Source organism: Microcoleus sp. A6-C6, assembly GCF_036705955.1.
GTDB lineage: Bacteria > Cyanobacteriota > Cyanobacteriia > Cyanobacteriales > Microcoleaceae > Microcoleus.
Genome location: NZ_JAUBVR010000107.1, coordinates 1 through 15,412, shown reverse-complemented (window position 1 = coordinate 15,412; position 15,412 = coordinate 1). Strand labels below are relative to the sequence as shown.

Genomic DNA, 15,412 nt, shown 5'->3' with positions numbered 1-15,412 from the left:
AAGCCTAAACCTATCTAATTTCTTTTAGTCTAGGTTTAGAATCCCCTCGCCTTTAGGCATGGGGAGTATGTCAATTTAAATTCTTTTGTAGAAAGGCTCCCTTTCTGCTCTGGAACGGTTAGTGGCAGCCAACTCGTTAAAGAAAAAAGGGAAGCCTCAATGTTTTATAATACTGTTCAACAACTGCAAGAAAGCAGCAGTGTCCGGCCTGCTATGTGCAGCAGGCCAACAGCTAATTAGTGAAATTCTTGATTTAATCGCTTCTGATATTTCATCCACTGAATTTTGTGTATAGTGGCTTGAGGGTTCAGCGCTGTTGTGGCAATTCCGTAAATCAGCGTAGGCAAAATTTCCCGATTTAACCAGCTTTCTCCGGCTTTTCTCATGAAGCGAGTTGCCACAATCTCTCTTAACTTATTGAGTTTTTTCAAGGGCGACAGATTTTGGAAAAAGATTTCTCGGTATTCGGTCAATGTTAACTCTGATTCACCGCGAATTCTGCGCTGCTGGTTTTCTTTAACGCAGTCTATGGCTAGACGCTTGTCCAACCAATATTTATCGGTTAAAGAGTTGCCCAAAACTCGGTAGTTTCCTAAGGGCATTTTTGTGCCTAGCATCCCGTGTTTTTGAGCTAATCTGGCCATGAACTCGGTATCTGCGGCTACTTTCCAGTCTAAAAATCCTCCGATTTCTAGGATAGCTTCTCGTTCTACTACTAAAGCTGTGGGAAAAACCCAGGGAAGCGCGCCATTTTCTTGAACGTTCTGCAATTCTTCTGTAGTTATAGGATATGTGGGGATGTAGCCGACTTTGTTGCCGCGCTTGTCTAGATAGCGGAGGGCGTGACCGACTGATTTAACTTCTGGGTGCTGTTTTAGGAGCTTCAAACATTCTTCTAGTTTGTTTGGTTCCCAGGTGTCGTCGCTGTCTAAAAATGCGATAAATTGTCCGGTTGCTGCTGAGAGCATTACATTCCGGGATTTGTAAGCTCCTAAGTTTTTTGGGTTTTTGTGATATTTAATTCGCTCGTCTTGTCGCGCCATGTCGGTGACGGTGTTTTCTGTGCCGTCGGTCGAACCGTCGTCAATTACTAAGATTTCTAGATTCCGGTGAGTACCGTTGAGTGCGGAGGCGATCGCCTCGCCAATTGTGTTTTCGGCATTGAATGCCGGCATGATGATGCTGACTTTTTCTGGATGAGAACTTGTGTTTGTTCCAGGCGCTGCTTCTAAGGCGGTGCCGGCGCCGGGAAATGTAGGCGAAACAGTTGTGGCTTTTTCTGTGTTTGACTTTTTCTCGATCGCACCTGCGACATCTCTGTTCGCGATGTTTTTGGGCTCAAATCCGGGGATGAATACGCCGATGTTATCTGCATTCATAAAGGTTGATGGAGATGTTTATTTGAGATGATTTTTTGCTTTAATAGATGCTGATCAACAAAAATTTAATAATTCATCTCGTCATAGTAGCACTCTTCCCGCTCGCCTGCAACAGTTTTAGCTATATTGATTTAAATTTACGATAATGGGACTGAAAGTGTAGTGTATTTAACTAAAATATCGGAATTATTTGAATAGTAAACTTGTGGCTGTTAATGATTCTGATCATAGTTGAAATAGAATCTATGTCTTGAGGATGATGCTATTTAATTTTTACTGTAATGATAACTCGTCGATCGGAGGGAAAATGTTTTCAAAGTTGATCTGTACAGTGCGAATTTATACTTTTTTTCTAACAGTAATACTGTTAGGTGGCTGCCAGCAGCAGCTACAGCCAAAGTTGCAGCAGCAGCGCAGCAAAGAGGCTATGGCAGTTTCGGCTCACCCGCTGGCGAGCGCTGCGGGGCTGAGCGTGTTGCAACAGGGCGGCAATGCAGTGGATGCGGCGGCTGCTACGGCTTTGGCGATTTCGGTGGTGGAGCCTTTTTCGGCGGGTATTGGTGGCGGAGGTTTTTTGCTGCTGCGGCGGGCCGAAACTGGGACTGTGCAAGCGCTGGATTTCCGGGAACGATCGCCCAAACGAGCCACGCGGGATATGTACCTGGACAAGCAAGGCAAGGTGCGCCCAAGGGCAAGTCTGGATGGGCATTTGGCGGCGGGCATTCCGGGGACTGTGGCGGGGCTTTATACGGTGCACCGCGAGTATGGTAAGTTGCCCTGGGCGCAGGTGGTGGCTCCGGCGATCGCCCTTGCCCAAAAGGGCTTTCCGGTAAGTTCGCGCTTCAGCAAGGCTACTCTGCAACGAAAGGATGCGATCGAAAAAAATCGGGCGGCGCGGGAGGTTTTTACTCGCGGCGGCGTTTTATACAAGCCGGGGGAGCTTTTGGTGCAGCGGGATTTGGCGCGGACATTACGTAAGATTTCTCAAAATCCGCAGAGTTTTTATACCGGGGATATTGCGCGGGCGATCGCCAGCGACATGGCCAAAAATGGTGGTATTATTACTCTCGAAGACCTGAAAAACTATACGCCGATTTGGCGAAATCCGGTTTGCGGTAACTTTCGGGCTTACGAAATTTGCGCGATGTCGCCTCCTTCTTCCGGCGGCGTTCATTTATTGCAAATCCTCAATATTCTGGGCGATACCGATCTTAAAAGGTTGGGGAGGCAAAGTCCAGATACGCTACACTTGCTGGCGGAATCGATGAGGATTGCTTATGCTGACAGGGCCGAATATTTGGGCGATCCAGATTTTGTCAGCGTACCTGTCAAAGCTCTGACTAGCAAGAATTATGGCAAATTTCGCCGATCGCAAATCCAGATGTCAAAAGCCAGACCCTCCAGCCAGGTAAAAGCTGTTGATGCTGAAACTTTAAGCCGCTTTGTGCACGAGTCGCCGGAAACTACGCACCTGACGGTAGTTGACAAAGAGCGCAATGTAGTAAGTTTAACGTTTACGGTGAATGGGGGTTTTGGGGCTGGAGTCGTGGCTGCGGGTACGGGAATTTTGCTCAACAATGAGATGGATGATTTTGCTGCTGCGCCGGGAGTGCCGAATTTGTTTGGTTTGGTGGGCGGTGAGGCAAATTCGATCGCCCCTGGGAAGACTCCTTTATCCAGCATGACACCGGTGATAGTTTCAGAAAATGGCAAATTTCGCCTCGCTGCGGGGGCTCCCGGAGGCAGCACGATTATTACCACGGTGTTGCAAATTGTGCTGAATGTGTTGGTTTATGACATGAATGTGGGCGATGCTGTGTCTGCACCGAGAATTCACCACCAATGGCAGCCGGATCGCCTGATGGTGGAACGGGGAGGTTTTGATGCTGCGACGCTTGAGGAGTTGCGTAGGCGGGGACACCAGATTGTCGAACGTGATGGCTGGGGAAATGCTAATGTGATCGTCCTGACTGGTGATGGTTGGTTGGAAGGATCTGCCGATCGGCGCGGGGAAGGAGAAGTAAGGGGGTTTTAGCGATCGGTGGTTAGTCATTAGTGCTGTCCCCCAAGAGCGAACCTTGTCATCAGTCATGAGTTGTTGTGACATCAAGTGGGGTCGATCGACCCCACTTGATATAAATTGCGGACTTACGCAGAAACCGGGGTTTTTCGGCAAAATCTTTTGTCAAGGGCGATCGCCAACCGTATAAAAACCAGGTTTTTTGAGTATCTAGTGCGTAAGTCTTGAAATTATTAGTCTGTCTACGTGTATTTCGGTATTTGTCTTTTTACGCTGAGGTTTATTGATTGACTAACTGCTAATAATTACCAGAACAATTAACCATCAAAGCCGTAAATTTACTTATATATAAAGTCATTGTAAAGGCACTAGACATTAATGCTTATTTAATGTGAAAATGAACTTGTGCATTAAATCAGCTTTGTTTTTCAAACAAAAAAATTATGATAAGTTCTCACAAAATTGCTGCCTTAACTGCTACATTGACTACTGCTCTCAGCTTGTTGGCAGCGCCAGCAATGGCATTTTCGGTAGGAGCAACTAATAACACTGAGACTTTAAAAAATAATTTGTTGGGAAAAAACACAGTTGGATTGAGCAATTTCTCTGTTTCAATTACTGGGAATCAGGCTGCTTTTGGTACTTTTACTAATGACCCTTTTGGGTTGCAGTCAGGCGTTGTTCTCAGCACTGGCAAAGTCATCGATATACCCGGTCAGAATCAAAAAGATAATCTCATGACCAACGGCAGTGATTTAAATACTGACTTTGGGCCAAAGGGCGAAGCTGGCGATTCAACTCAGCTAGACCTCAGCTTTTTTGCTGACGATACTGCTGAAAAGTTGTTCTTTGAGTATGTATTTGGTTCTGAGGAGTTTCCTGAGTTCGGCGGTTCTGAATTTAATGACGATTTTCAACTGTTACTGAATGGTCATAATTTGGCAAAATTGAGTGACGGGAAAATAGTTACAATTAATAATCTTGTTCCCGATCCAAATAATCGCTCTACAGATAACTCGGACTATATTAACAACCCAAGTTTGACAGGCATTGCTGCTAACATCATTAAGCTGGACGGTTTTACTAAAGTTTTAGGTTTTGAGGGTTTGCTCAAGCAAAATCAGACGAATGTTCTCAGCATCCGCATTAAAGATGTGGGAGATGGTAATTTTGATTCGGCTGTATTTATTAAAGGCGGTTCTTTGGGAACGATAAAAGCTGAGGCGGTTCCAGAGCCGCTGACTGTCGGGGGTTTGATCGCGGGAGGCGCTATGCTGGCTGCTGGGCGAAAGTTGCGCGCCCGGAAGTAATTAATAACGGAAGGAAGTTCGGCCAAGGAGCAATGTACGGGATATAGCCTTTCTCAGAAAGATGAGGTATTATCCGGGATATGGGATATGGGATATGGGATATGGGATATGGCTATCCTCACCACGCTTGAGAACTGCTATATGTCGGGCAATTTCTGAGTTTGAGCTTGCTGGAATTGGGCGGCTAGCCAATTAGAGTTTGCTTCCGACTGGCGGCAAAAAGCGCTAAATTTAAAACTTTGTGTTGCGTCGCAGATGAGAAGTTCCCACAATGGTTTGCCAGTTTCGTCTCGGAGAGGGCGGCGGTAGAAATCGGCTTGCCAAATACGCATAAATAATTAAAAATTAAAATCTACAACTCGATCATTTTAATATAGTCTGGGGATACTGCGATACGATACCGATCTCCTGAGTGGCATCGGATTTCTATATTAGATATCTTGCAAAAGTCGTTTTAATCAAATTTTGGAACGGGTTCTCCGGCCCGTTCCTAGCTATTTTTGCAAGAGGTTTGTAGCACTAATTTTCATAATTGGTATTATAGTCCTGGACGCACGAGTGGCTAGAAACCGGGTTTTTTACGAAAAGACGCGCTGTAGCCTACAGATTAGGTAAAAAACCCGGTTTCTTTGGTTTTGATGCCTCCAAGACTTTATTATTTAAGATTACGAACCAAATACATATCCAATTCACCCTTATTTTTAGCAGGAATTTTTCCTCGGTATTCGCATTCACAAAAATCTTTAACTAATTCAAACGTTGCGTGAGAGATATTGATACTTCCAGGTACGCCGGAAGATTCCATCCGAGATGCAGTATTAACTGTATCTCCCCAGACATCATAGGCAAACTTCTTATTGCCAATTACCCCAGCAAGTATTGGGCCTGAATGAATGCCAATGCGGATATCCCAATAAGGAATTTTTTGTTGAGCTTTCTGCACTTTTCGCAGATCCATGAACTGTTGAATTTCTAGGGCAGCAAGTACAGCGTCAAAGGCGTGTGTTGGTCTATACTTAGGAATTCCCGCCGCACACATATAGCTGTCGCCAATAGTTTTCAATTTTTCCATAGAGTATTTATCCATGACGCGATCGAAATAAGAAAAACAATAGTCAAGTTCGTCAACTAACTCTCGCGGTGTCATGTTTTCAGATAACTGAGTAAAGCCTTTAAAGTCAGTAAACAAAACCGATACGCAATCATAATAAACTGGTTCCACTTTGCCGTTATTTTTGAGTTCTTCGGCAATTTCAACCGGGAGCACGTTCAACAGTAGCTGGTCAGATTTGTGCTTTTCGGCATCGAGCTCGGAATACAGCCTATTTATCTCTTTAAAGCGTTCAGCATTGCGGATGGCTGAGGATAGTTGCAAAGCCAAAAGATAGCCAATCCGCATATCTTCTTGAGTGTAAGCTCGCGGCTTGGTTGTGGCAAAATTAATTGTTCCTAAAACCTTACCTTCGCTTTCCAAAGGAATGATAATTTGCGAAGCGTAGGGGGACAAAATAGCAGTAGCACCCGCTTCTTGAATTAATTGAGGTTGACGTGTTATGAAAGCCTTGTTAATAGGGCAGCCCTCTGGTAGGGCAGCAATATCTACAGGGATATGCTTGCCAAATAAGGTCGTGCAAGCGTTAGTGCTGTGCAGGCAAACACTACAGTGTTCAAAGTCGAGCAACCACTTAGCTTGCTTGCCTACTACCCGCAAAATCTGATTGAGATCGAGGGTGCGGTTAATGGCAGTGGCAACTTCGTTGACGGCGGAAATGCGGATGGAAAGCGCTTGAGCTTCTGCTAACAAACGGCGGGCTGTTAACAGAAGTTGTTCTCGATCTTGATCTTCTAGCCGATCGCCCATAATATGGGTATAAAATATAGATTACAAAGCATCTATTTCGAGGGCAATGGAATCGGTATATCGGTTGACAAAGCTAAACAAGTCTGCTGTGGCAATAATCTCAAAGATTTCGGAATCATCTAGCCCTAAATCGCGCAGGTTTTGGTAATGAGTTTCTGTCATTTCCAGGGGTTTTGTAGCAGCCAGCAAGCCAAAGGTAATTACGGCTTTATCGCGTTTTGGCAAAGGGCAGTTGGCAAAGTCAGAAACCAGCGTCCGCAGGATTTCTTCGCTCATCCCCAAGGCAGACAATCCGTGTAGGTGAACTTGGAGAGCGTACTCGCTATTATTTGATTGGGAAATAGCGACGCCGACCATTTCTTTTAGCGTGCGGGGTAAGTCTCCTTGCAGGATTGTTCCCCGGAATTTTTTCCAATTTGCTTCTAATATGTCAGGGTTGATTGCCATTGACTTGAACAGGTTGGGGACGATGCCAAACCCCAATTCTGTCAATATTTCTTCGTACACTTCCTTGGCTTTAGGGTCTGTAAGTTGATCGTATTCTGTAAGTGGAAAGTGTGTCATTGTTGTGTTGAATTTTACGGTTGTTAATTTTGTTTTGGATTTACGCATTTGTTATTGAATGCTACCGAAAAGACGGCGTTACGCTCCATCTTGGCTTGAGTCCGATTGATGAGAAAATGCACCGCTGTCAGCAAACCGCGAATCTTGAAAATGAGCTAAGAACAAATTTGATTTTTGAGGCTGGATTAAATCTGCAATTAATTATAGCAATGACCGGAGCTAATAAAATTATGTTGCGATCGCGCCCTATTGCTAATCTTACATTGTCCCAATGGCTGCGGTCAACTATCGGCAATTGATCTGATGCGGTGCGAAATTTCACCAAAACTCTTGAATTGGATAATACTGCCTGCCGCGAGGATTTTCAGGCAAAAAACACTGCAAGATAGAGCTCCACCAATGCACTGAATCTGATGCTTCTGCACCCGCACAGGGGAAAAAACCAAATTCTGTCCGATCGAGTTTAATGAATTGGCACTCGCGCTCGATCGACCACTGATACCCCAGACAAGCTACGCTAACGCCTCAGACTGGAGTTATCATAGATCAACCGTCAACCTCTATCATCATCGTCGCATCATGAAACCTGCCCTCACACAATTTGGCAATCAAATGTCCCAACTCACAGGAGTTCGGGCAATTATGAAAGATATTATTGAAACTCTCAGAGCCGGCAACGGGCAGGAATTTATCAATTTGAGCGCCGGAAATCCGGTGATTTTGCCGGAAGTCGAGCAGTTGTGGCGCGATTGCACTGCCGAACTTTTAGCCAGCCCAGAATACGGCGAAGTCGTTTGTCGCTACGGTTCCAGCCAAGGTTATCAGCCGTTTATCGATGCAGTATTGGCCGATTTTAACCAACGTTATAACCTCAATTTGACCGATCGCAATATCCTAATTACTCCGGGAAGTCAATCAATCTACTTCTACGCAGCCAACGCTTTCGGTGGCTACACTGCACCACAAACAGACCTGAACGATCCAAAATCTCAAATCCGCAACCTAAAGTCGATCGTCCTACCGTTAAGCCCAGACTACACCGGTTACGGCGGCGTGAGCCTAATTCCCGAAGCAGTCATCGCCTGCAAACCCACCCTAGATATTGATGCAGCCGCCCACAGATTCAAATATCGCCCCGATTTCAGCCAACTTTCCATTGATGAAACCACCGGTTGCGTCATCTTTTCCCGTCCCTGCAACCCCACGGGAAACGTCCTCACCAACGACGAAGTGCAGAAAATAGCAGATTTAGCAGCCGCTTTCGACGTGCCGGTGTTAGTCGATTCCGCCTACGGGCCTCCCTTCCCCGCCTTGAACTTTACCGAAATGACGCCGATATTCGGTGGCAATATTGTGCACTGCATGAGTTTGTCCAAAGCCGGATTACCCGGTGAAAGAATCGGAATTGCGATCGGCGATGAAGGCATCATTAAAACATTAGAGTCTTTTCAGACCAATATGTGCATTCACTCGCCGAGATACGGACAGGCGATCGCAACTAGGGCCATTGCGAGCGGCGCACTAGCCGATATTTCCCTCAACGTAATTCGCCCGTACTATCAAAGCAAATTTGCAGTAGTTGAAGCAACTCTAGAACACGCAATGCCGAAGGATTTACCGTGGTTCTTGCACCGAGGCGAAGGAGCAATCTTTGCCTGGTTGTGGCTCAAAGATTTGCCAATGACTGATTGGGAAATGTATCAAGAATTGAAAAAAGTCGGCGTAATTGTCGTACCAGGAAGTTCTTTCTTCCCCGGTTTGCGCGAAAATTGGCAGCACAAACATGAGTGTTTACGGATTAGTTTGACTGCGACAAATGATGAAATCGAAACTGCGATGAAACGTTTAGCTCAATTGGTAGAAAAGGTTTATCATTCTTGATTTCTTCTACTCGTTACCAACAGTGCCTGGTGACGAAGATCCGGAGGCTCTGCCTCCTTTTTCCTAGCGGAGGCAGAGCCTCTGGGTATGGGTTCCCAGGCAGAGCCTTGGAACCAGTTAAACAAGTTAAAATAGCCCAGGTGCGTCTATTTGATGGTTAATATTTAGTTAGGAATTTATCGCAGAGCGACGCACCCTACAACTACAAGATCCGGTGCGCAGTGAACACCCTACAAACGATCGACTACAATTTAAGAAATAATTAGAGGCACGGTAGTTATGGTAGTGCAATTAATCAAAAGATTACTCACCGTAGAAGAATATCATTTAATGGGTAAAGCTGGTATTTTTCCCCAGGGCGATCGCGTAGAATTGATAGAAGGAGAACTTGTACAAATGGCAGCCATTGGAACTCGCCATGCCGGATGTGTCAACCGCCTCAACCGACTCTCGGCTGAATTTTCCGCAACAAGAGCGATTATGGCTATCCAAAATCCTGTTCAGTTGACCGATCGCACTGAACCTCAACCTGATGTAGTATTCCTACAACCCCGTGCTGATTACTATTCAACGGCACATCCTACACCATCAGAAGTTTTGCTGTTGATAGAAGTATCTGATAGTACGGTGGATTACGATCGAGATGTGAAAGTTCCCATTTACGCGCGATCGCAAATTGCAGAAGTTTGGCTAGTAGATTTAGAAGCACAATGCTTAGAAGTCTACCGCCAACCAACACCCAACGGTTATAGTTTAATCCAAAAGTTTTGGCGCGGTCAACAAGTTTCGCCTCTAGCATTTCCCGATTGGGAAGTGAATATCGACTTCGTACTCGGATAGATTCGGATTATAGGTTATAGAAAACATCCCCAATGCCCAATGCCCAATCCCTCCGCTTCGCTTCGCCCAATTCCCAATTCCCAATTCCTAAATTAAACCACCCGATAAACAAAACTCAAAGTCGCCCAAACCTTCACATCCAAAGCCAAATCATCCGTCGATATCCCCACTTTCTGCACGCCCGGAATGCTAGCCGCGTGCAAATCTTCCAATACAGCCCGCGCCACAGTTAAAGGCTTCAACAACACCAACGGCAAAGTATCCCTTGTTTGCTGCATTTCCGCTGCTATTGCAGCCAAAGTGCGATCGAACGGACTCTCACTAACTATAATCAAAGTTTCCGCCAACCCCAAAGCCCCCGACACCGCCAACCCCAAACCCCCAGCCACCGGTACTGTCAAATTATCCCCTGGGGCGATCGCCCGCGACATCCCTCCAGCCGCTTTTTCGCCCTGATAATTCACAGCTAACAGCCTTCCAGCAGTATCCGACGACAATACCGCAGCATAAAATGGGCGATCGCTGTCGTTATATAATCTGTACTGAATTCGACTGCCGCTTGCCACACTTGGTATACCAAAGTTAGTCGATTTCTCCCTTTCCCCGCTTAGAGGTTCCAACCGGTAATCACCACTCGCCCGCATCGGCTCTCGCTCCAACATCACCCGCGCTTGCGGCGCCAGAGTTGCCAACACCGCCCGCACCTTCATCTGCGAAGATGTCTCATTGACAGTTAGCCGCAGCAACTTCGCCGCCAGCAACGCTTTCAACTGTGGAGTCAACCGCTGTACCGCCACCTTAACCGCTTCTCCGCCGTCGCCCTGAGTATCGGGAATCGGCATTTTGCCCACAGAAAACAAACCGTAGCGGCCTTGATACAAAGCAGGCTCGTAAGCCACAGGAGTCTGAGCGACAATGGTTTCCGGGACTCTCCCGAACCGAAAATCTGCCGGTTGCTCGCTCCCTACGGCTGAAATTTGCGGTAAAGTCGCGAAAGCACTGGTAGCATCCACCCGCTCGATTCTTTCCAAACCAGAATCTAAAGCTACTGTCAAACCGATGTTTCGCGGTAATACTCGAATTTCTTCCCTCACCAAATCGCCGGCTGTTAATTGCTCGTTTGGAGGATCGATTTTATCTAAAATTTGAGCTTTTGCAGACAAGCCCGTGCGCGCCCGCAGCAAAAGTCGTGGAGTGTAGCTATCTTGTAGGGAATCGCTTTCGATCGATTTAACAGCAGAATCCACAGCAAACACCGAACCCCCGCAGAACTCCAAAACCCCAGCAGACAACCCGCCCAGCCACAACTGCACAGTTTTGCCGCCATCTTCCACCGCCGTCACAGCGCCGTCAGCAGCAGCGGAATTCAACATTAAACTTGTCGCAAAATTCAGCGCCGGCGCGGTTGTTAAATTGTCATAGCGAATTTGCGGTTGCTGCGATAATCCCGCTATTTGCTCGACTGTGCGCGCCGCCCGCCTGAAACTGACGCTGAAACTGCTAGCGGGAGTCGCCAACCACAGAGTTTGGGTGAGCGCGTAGGTAAACAAACCCGCCGTAAATCCGTTCCACTCTTGTTCGGCGGCGATTTGAGAATTAGCGGCCGCGGCAAGTACGATGGCCTGAGAACGCAGATTTGGGCGGCAGTTGAGACCTTCGGCAAACGTTAATTCTGCGAGGCTTGGCTGCCCGATGGTGGGGCGGGGACGGGAACGAATGCGAAAGTTGCCGTTTTTGGGGAAACCCGGATAGGTGTAGCTGGTGTCGAGGATCGTGATCGCATTTTCTGTCGCGAGCGATCGTACCAACAGCAGCAGCGTTTCCTCTAAAATATCGTTTACCGATCGATTTGCTAACAGCGGCACCACGTCATCCGCCGGCACTAAACTGTTTTGCATTTTTCCCGGAGAGTCGCCAAAACTCACTCGGCTACCGCAGCCGCTAAAGTGAAAAACCACCACATCGCCTGGTTTTGCTTGTTCACTCAAATGAGTTACAAAAGCCGTCTCGATATTTTCCCTAGTAGCTTGAGCGTCAGTCAAAGTCAGAATGTCCGACGGCGCAAACCCAAATCGATATATCAGCAATTCCCGCTGCAATTGGACATCCGTCACACAGCCGTACAGGGGCGAGTCTGGATATTGGTCAACCCCCACCAACAAAGCCAATTTACGGGCTGTTGGCTGGGCTAAAGCTTCCATGTAGCCTGAACCCAACCGTAACCACCCAGCTTCACTGATTCCCAGCGCCGCCAGCAACCGGCCAGCTTGCTGCAAAAATTCCCGCCGCTTCAGTCCCATTTTTCAATAGCTTTGGATTTTATGTTTTGAATTTTAAGTTAAATCCCTCCTAATCATCATCTTAGGGGAATTTAATTAGATTGTGACAGTTAATTATTCAGATAATTTTTAAGTTTTAACTTTTGAGTCTCAAGCTTAAACTTTCAAATTTAAAACTCAAAACCCAAAATTAAAAACTATTCAAAATTCCACCAATACCAAAGTTCAAGATTTAAATCTCGTAACTAAAAATATTCATAGCCTTCGCTAATTCGGCGGCAACTTCGGGTCTCGAAAACTGCGGGGGCGGCAATTTTCCAGCGCGCAGCATCTCGCGCACTTTAGTTCCCGACAAATGCACTCGCTGTTCGGGAGTGCTAGGACTTGTTTTAGTTGTAGCCATTTGTTCCGTCAGCGTGCAATAGAAAGCGTGCTCGAATTTCATCGGCACAATTCCCAATTCTCCTGGTTCAAATTCGTCAAAAATGTGTTGTGCATCGAAGGTGCCATAATAATCGCCAACTCCAGCGTGATCGCGTCCGACAATAAAGTGAGTGCAGCCGTAGTTTTTGCGAATTAAAGCGTGGAAAATTGCTTCTCTGGGCCCTGCGTAGCGCATCGCCGCCGGATTGATTGCCAAAATTACGCGATCTTTTGGATAGTATTTATCTAGCAGAATTTCGTAGCAGCGCATCCGCACGTCAGCAGGGATATCATCATCTTTAGTTGTCCCGACTAGCGGGTGCAAAAATAATCCGTCTACTGTTTCTAAGGCACATTTTTGGATGTATTCGTGGGCCCGGTGGATGGGGTTTCGGGTTTGGAAACCAACTATGGTTTTCCATCCTTTTTCTTTGAACAGCATTCTCGATTTTGCTGGGTCAATTTGGTATTGGGGAAACCGGACATCTAGTTCGCGTTCCAGCAGCCAAACTTCGCCTGCGAGGTTAACGGGCCCGGATTGGTCTACTACTTGGACGCCTGGGTGTTTGAGGTCGTCGGTGCGGTAGACGTTGAGGGCTTCTTCTTCTTTACTGTAGCGGTATTTTTCGGTCAGCTCCAAGATGCCGGCAAATTCGCCAGCCGGGGAGTCGAGGCGCACTGTTGTGCCTTCTTTGAGGGTGTCGGCGACTGCTTCGCTGACTGGGAGGGTGATGGGAATCGACCACGGGAGGCCGTTGGAGAGGCGCATTTCTTTGACTACCGATCGATAATCAGCTTCTCCCATGAACCCTTTGAGGGGACTCAGGGCGCCAATTGCGATCATTTGCAGGTCAGAGATCGATCGATCCGAAAGCTGGACTCGCGGCAAAACTTCTGCTTTGTCGAAAAATTCTTGTCTTTGGTCTAGTGTAGCAATGCGGTTGACCAGGATGCCGCCGTGAGGGGCAATGCGGTCTGAATGCTGGCTCATGTCGATTTGAAGTTGTTGATTTTAGCTGCCAGAGTACATAGTACCAAGTGCGGGCTGTAAATCTACATTTTTTAATTTTTCTGGACTTGTGCAGAACGCTGGTGAAGGCTGGGGTGAAATTCTTTAAACTGCAAACTCGCACTCAAAACTCTCAAAGTTCCCATTAAGTCTGCACTTGAAATTGTTCCGGTTCTATTCCCCAATTTACCCAGCTAATCGCTGCTTTAGCTGTTAGCACCTGTGGCGGCACTCGCAAAGCGTGAATGTGTCCCGTACTCGGACAAGTCATCTTTAACAAATATATTGGCTCTATGTCAATTTCATTATCAATCTTCAATAAAGTATATTCTTGCCAAGTATCCAATTCTATTGCTTGTAATTCTTGACAAATTCTCGAATAGCCGATCGCCCCAATCAACACTCGCCGCACTTCCGCATTACGTTCTGTTAACAGCCATGCAGATTCCCAGGAATGCAGCGGAACTTCACCGATGGTTTCCGGTAGTAGCACGCCATGATAAGAATATACTTTGAAGTTGTCAGCAAATTCGATCGCTGGTTTACCTTCGGCGTGCAGCAAATATTCGCTGTCAAAATTAAGTCGTTGCGGGCGATCGCACACAAAGCACTTTTTCTCAAACGGGTAAATCCACCCGCAGTTTTCTACTAAACCTTTAAAGGCTGAGTACAAAGAGCGATCGCACTCCAATTCTAACACCTCAATACAAAAATCCACCCAACTTCCGTGACAGGCAGAAAGTTCGGATAATATCCAGTTATTATTATAGGTTATATTGACAAAAAATTGGTGAAATCTCCTGCCCAACTTCTTTGCTAATTTGTCAAAAACTTTGTCTTTAACATGGATTTGGAATTGACTCATCAGTTGAGCATACAGCGGGTTATAGAGTTGGCTGTAAATCTGGTTTTCCAGTTTCCGGTCGAGTTGACTTCTTAATGTATCATACAATTCATTATGAATTTTGTCTCGAATTTCGCTACCAGTTTCCAGACCCGAATCGCGTATCCTTAGCGGTTCAAGAGCTTCCAAAGCTATGTAAGGGCTGTCACAGAAAATAATTTCTGGTTCGCCCAAGCCGATGATGTGGTAGGCGGTGTTGATGGCGGCTGTCGCGATCGGGCGATCGACTGGTGCGATCGACAGTCCTATTTGCCGCCATTTTTCGCGATAAATGGGAGTTAGCGCTGCTTGTTCGGGAGTAAGTGCGATCGTTGGTACATTCATATTATTTAATTTTCGATTAAGAATTAATTAAATTCGTACTGAGGACTTCATTCCTTAAAAAGAGAGAAGGATTGACAACTCCCCAGCCCTAAAGGGACGGGGATTCATAAGACCATAATTTAAGTCTTACGGGTGCTGACAAATCACCCCTACTAACTCCACTTAGATCTAGTCCAAGTATTGTTGCTACTTTGCGACCAATGTTTGCACACCCATTGCAGTCTGCATTAATTAGCCACCCATTCGCTGTCCGATATAATCCACGTTTAATTCTTGTTCCAGAAGCTTTCCACCCTTCGGGTTTCGCACCGAATTTAGGCATTTCGTCAGCATCTAGAAACGAAGTTTTTGAGGTATAAGATTCTTCAGTTTCTATGAATTTTATTCCGTACTGTTCGCATAGTTGAGCAATTCGATCTTTTAACCTACCCGTGGGAATCTGAACAAATTTTTGATTCGTCTTTGTACCTAGGTTGATCGAATTTTTCTGATTCTTGTTCCATCCAAATATGACTGTACAAATCTTGGACGATACACAATAATTGATGACCTTACGAGCAGCTTTATTAACCGCATCCCGCATTGTTCTATTTCTGTTTTCGGTCAGCCGTTCCAGTC

At 46.3% G+C, this 15,412-nt stretch carries 12 protein-coding genes; 4 read left to right on the top strand and 8 right to left on the bottom strand.

The window, feature by feature from the left end; genetic code table 11:
* Nucleotides 1-236: 236 nt before the first annotated feature.
* Nucleotides 237-1,379, bottom strand: a complete 1,143-nt coding sequence (locus tag QUB52_RS26610) for a glycosyltransferase family 2 protein (RefSeq protein ID WP_332969547.1) — start codon at nt 1,377-1,379, stop codon at nt 237-239.
* Nucleotides 1,380-1,686: 307 nt separating this feature from the next.
* Here QUB52_RS26610 and ggt point away from each other — a divergent pair, with 307 nt between their 5' ends.
* Entirely contained in the window at nt 1,687-3,414 is a 1,728-nt protein-coding gene (ggt, locus tag QUB52_RS26605) for a gamma-glutamyltransferase (RefSeq protein ID WP_332975345.1), read from the top strand.
* Between the two features lie 428 nt (nt 3,415-3,842).
* Nucleotides 3,843-4,709 carry a choice-of-anchor L family PEP-CTERM protein gene (locus QUB52_RS26600; protein WP_265236935.1) on the top strand — a complete coding sequence of 289 codons (867 nt, stop codon included), beginning with the start codon at nt 3,843-3,845 and terminating at the stop codon, nt 4,707-4,709.
* A gap of 137 nt (nt 4,710-4,846) precedes the next feature.
* On the opposite strand, the gene QUB52_RS26595 is transcribed toward QUB52_RS26600, so the two are convergent.
* The 3 genes from QUB52_RS26595 to QUB52_RS26585 form a co-directional block, all read right to left on the bottom strand.
* On the bottom strand, nt 4,847-5,041 hold the full coding sequence (locus QUB52_RS26595; protein WP_442923228.1) for a Tab2/Atab2 family RNA-binding protein: 195 nt from the start codon (nt 5,039-5,041) through the stop codon (nt 4,847-4,849).
* Between the two features lie 323 nt (nt 5,042-5,364).
* Nucleotides 5,365-6,570 carry an adenylate/guanylate cyclase domain-containing protein gene (locus QUB52_RS26590; protein ID WP_265236936.1) on the bottom strand — a complete coding sequence of 402 codons (1,206 nt, stop codon included), beginning with the start codon at nt 6,568-6,570 and terminating at the stop codon, nt 5,365-5,367.
* Between the two features lie 21 nt (nt 6,571-6,591).
* Complete coding sequence (locus QUB52_RS26585) at nt 6,592-7,134, bottom strand: carboxymuconolactone decarboxylase family protein (protein WP_265236937.1); 543 nt, start codon at nt 7,132-7,134, stop codon at nt 6,592-6,594.
* 579 nt (nt 7,135-7,713) lie between these two features.
* Between QUB52_RS26585 and QUB52_RS26580 the strand changes: the two genes are divergently transcribed.
* Both QUB52_RS26580 and QUB52_RS26575 read left to right on the top strand, forming a co-directional pair.
* Entirely contained in the window at nt 7,714-9,015 is a 1,302-nt protein-coding gene (locus QUB52_RS26580) for a valine--pyruvate transaminase (RefSeq protein WP_332975344.1), read from the top strand.
* 279 nt (nt 9,016-9,294) lie between these two features.
* Nucleotides 9,295-9,855: a Uma2 family endonuclease gene (locus tag QUB52_RS26575; protein ID WP_332975343.1), complete on the top strand. Its 561-nt coding sequence runs from the start codon at nt 9,295-9,297 to the stop codon at nt 9,853-9,855.
* 92 nt (nt 9,856-9,947) lie between these two features.
* Here QUB52_RS26575 and QUB52_RS26570 read toward each other — a convergent pair whose 3' ends face one another.
* The 4 genes from QUB52_RS26570 to QUB52_RS26555 all read right to left on the bottom strand — a co-directional run.
* Nucleotides 9,948-12,155, bottom strand: a complete 2,208-nt coding sequence (locus QUB52_RS26570; RefSeq protein WP_332975342.1) for a caspase family protein — start codon at nt 12,153-12,155, stop codon at nt 9,948-9,950.
* A 211-nt stretch (nt 12,156-12,366) separates the two neighbouring features.
* A complete protein-coding gene (sat, locus tag QUB52_RS26565) occupies nt 12,367-13,548 on the bottom strand; it encodes a sulfate adenylyltransferase (RefSeq protein WP_265236940.1) in 1,182 nt (393 codons plus the stop codon).
* 163 nt (nt 13,549-13,711) lie between these two features.
* Nucleotides 13,712-14,794: a DUF6745 domain-containing protein gene (locus QUB52_RS26560; protein WP_332969550.1), complete on the bottom strand. Its 1,083-nt coding sequence runs from the start codon at nt 14,792-14,794 to the stop codon at nt 13,712-13,714.
* Nucleotides 14,795-14,882: 88 nt separating this feature from the next.
* A partial coding sequence (locus tag QUB52_RS26555) for a transposase (protein WP_332975341.1) occupies nt 14,883-15,412 on the bottom strand: 530 nt, incomplete at its 5' end.

Coding starts and splice junctions, on each gene's coding strand:
- QUB52_RS26585 (WP_265236937.1), bottom strand. CDS start 7,134: ATGACACACTTTCCACTTACAGAATACGATCAACTTACAGACCCTAAA.
- QUB52_RS26575 (WP_332975343.1), top strand. CDS start 9,295: ATGGTAGTGCAATTAATCAAAAGATTACTCACCGTAGAAGAATATCAT.
- QUB52_RS26595 (WP_442923228.1), bottom strand. CDS start 5,041: ATGCGTATTTGGCAAGCCGATTTCTACCGCCGCCCTCTCCGAGACGAA.
- sat (WP_265236940.1), bottom strand. CDS start 13,548: ATGAGCCAGCATTCAGACCGCATTGCCCCTCACGGCGGCATCCTGGTC.
- ggt (WP_332975345.1), top strand. CDS start 1,687: ATGTTTTCAAAGTTGATCTGTACAGTGCGAATTTATACTTTTTTTCTA.
- QUB52_RS26580 (WP_332975344.1), top strand. CDS start 7,714: ATGAAACCTGCCCTCACACAATTTGGCAATCAAATGTCCCAACTCACA.
- QUB52_RS26560 (WP_332969550.1), bottom strand. CDS start 14,794: ATGAATGTACCAACGATCGCACTTACTCCCGAACAAGCAGCGCTAACT.
- QUB52_RS26610 (WP_332969547.1), bottom strand. CDS start 1,379: ATGAATGCAGATAACATCGGCGTATTCATCCCCGGATTTGAGCCCAAA.
- QUB52_RS26570 (WP_332975342.1), bottom strand. CDS start 12,155: ATGGGACTGAAGCGGCGGGAATTTTTGCAGCAAGCTGGCCGGTTGCTG.
- QUB52_RS26600 (WP_265236935.1), top strand. CDS start 3,843: ATGATAAGTTCTCACAAAATTGCTGCCTTAACTGCTACATTGACTACT.
- QUB52_RS26590 (WP_265236936.1), bottom strand. CDS start 6,570: ATGGGCGATCGGCTAGAAGATCAAGATCGAGAACAACTTCTGTTAACA.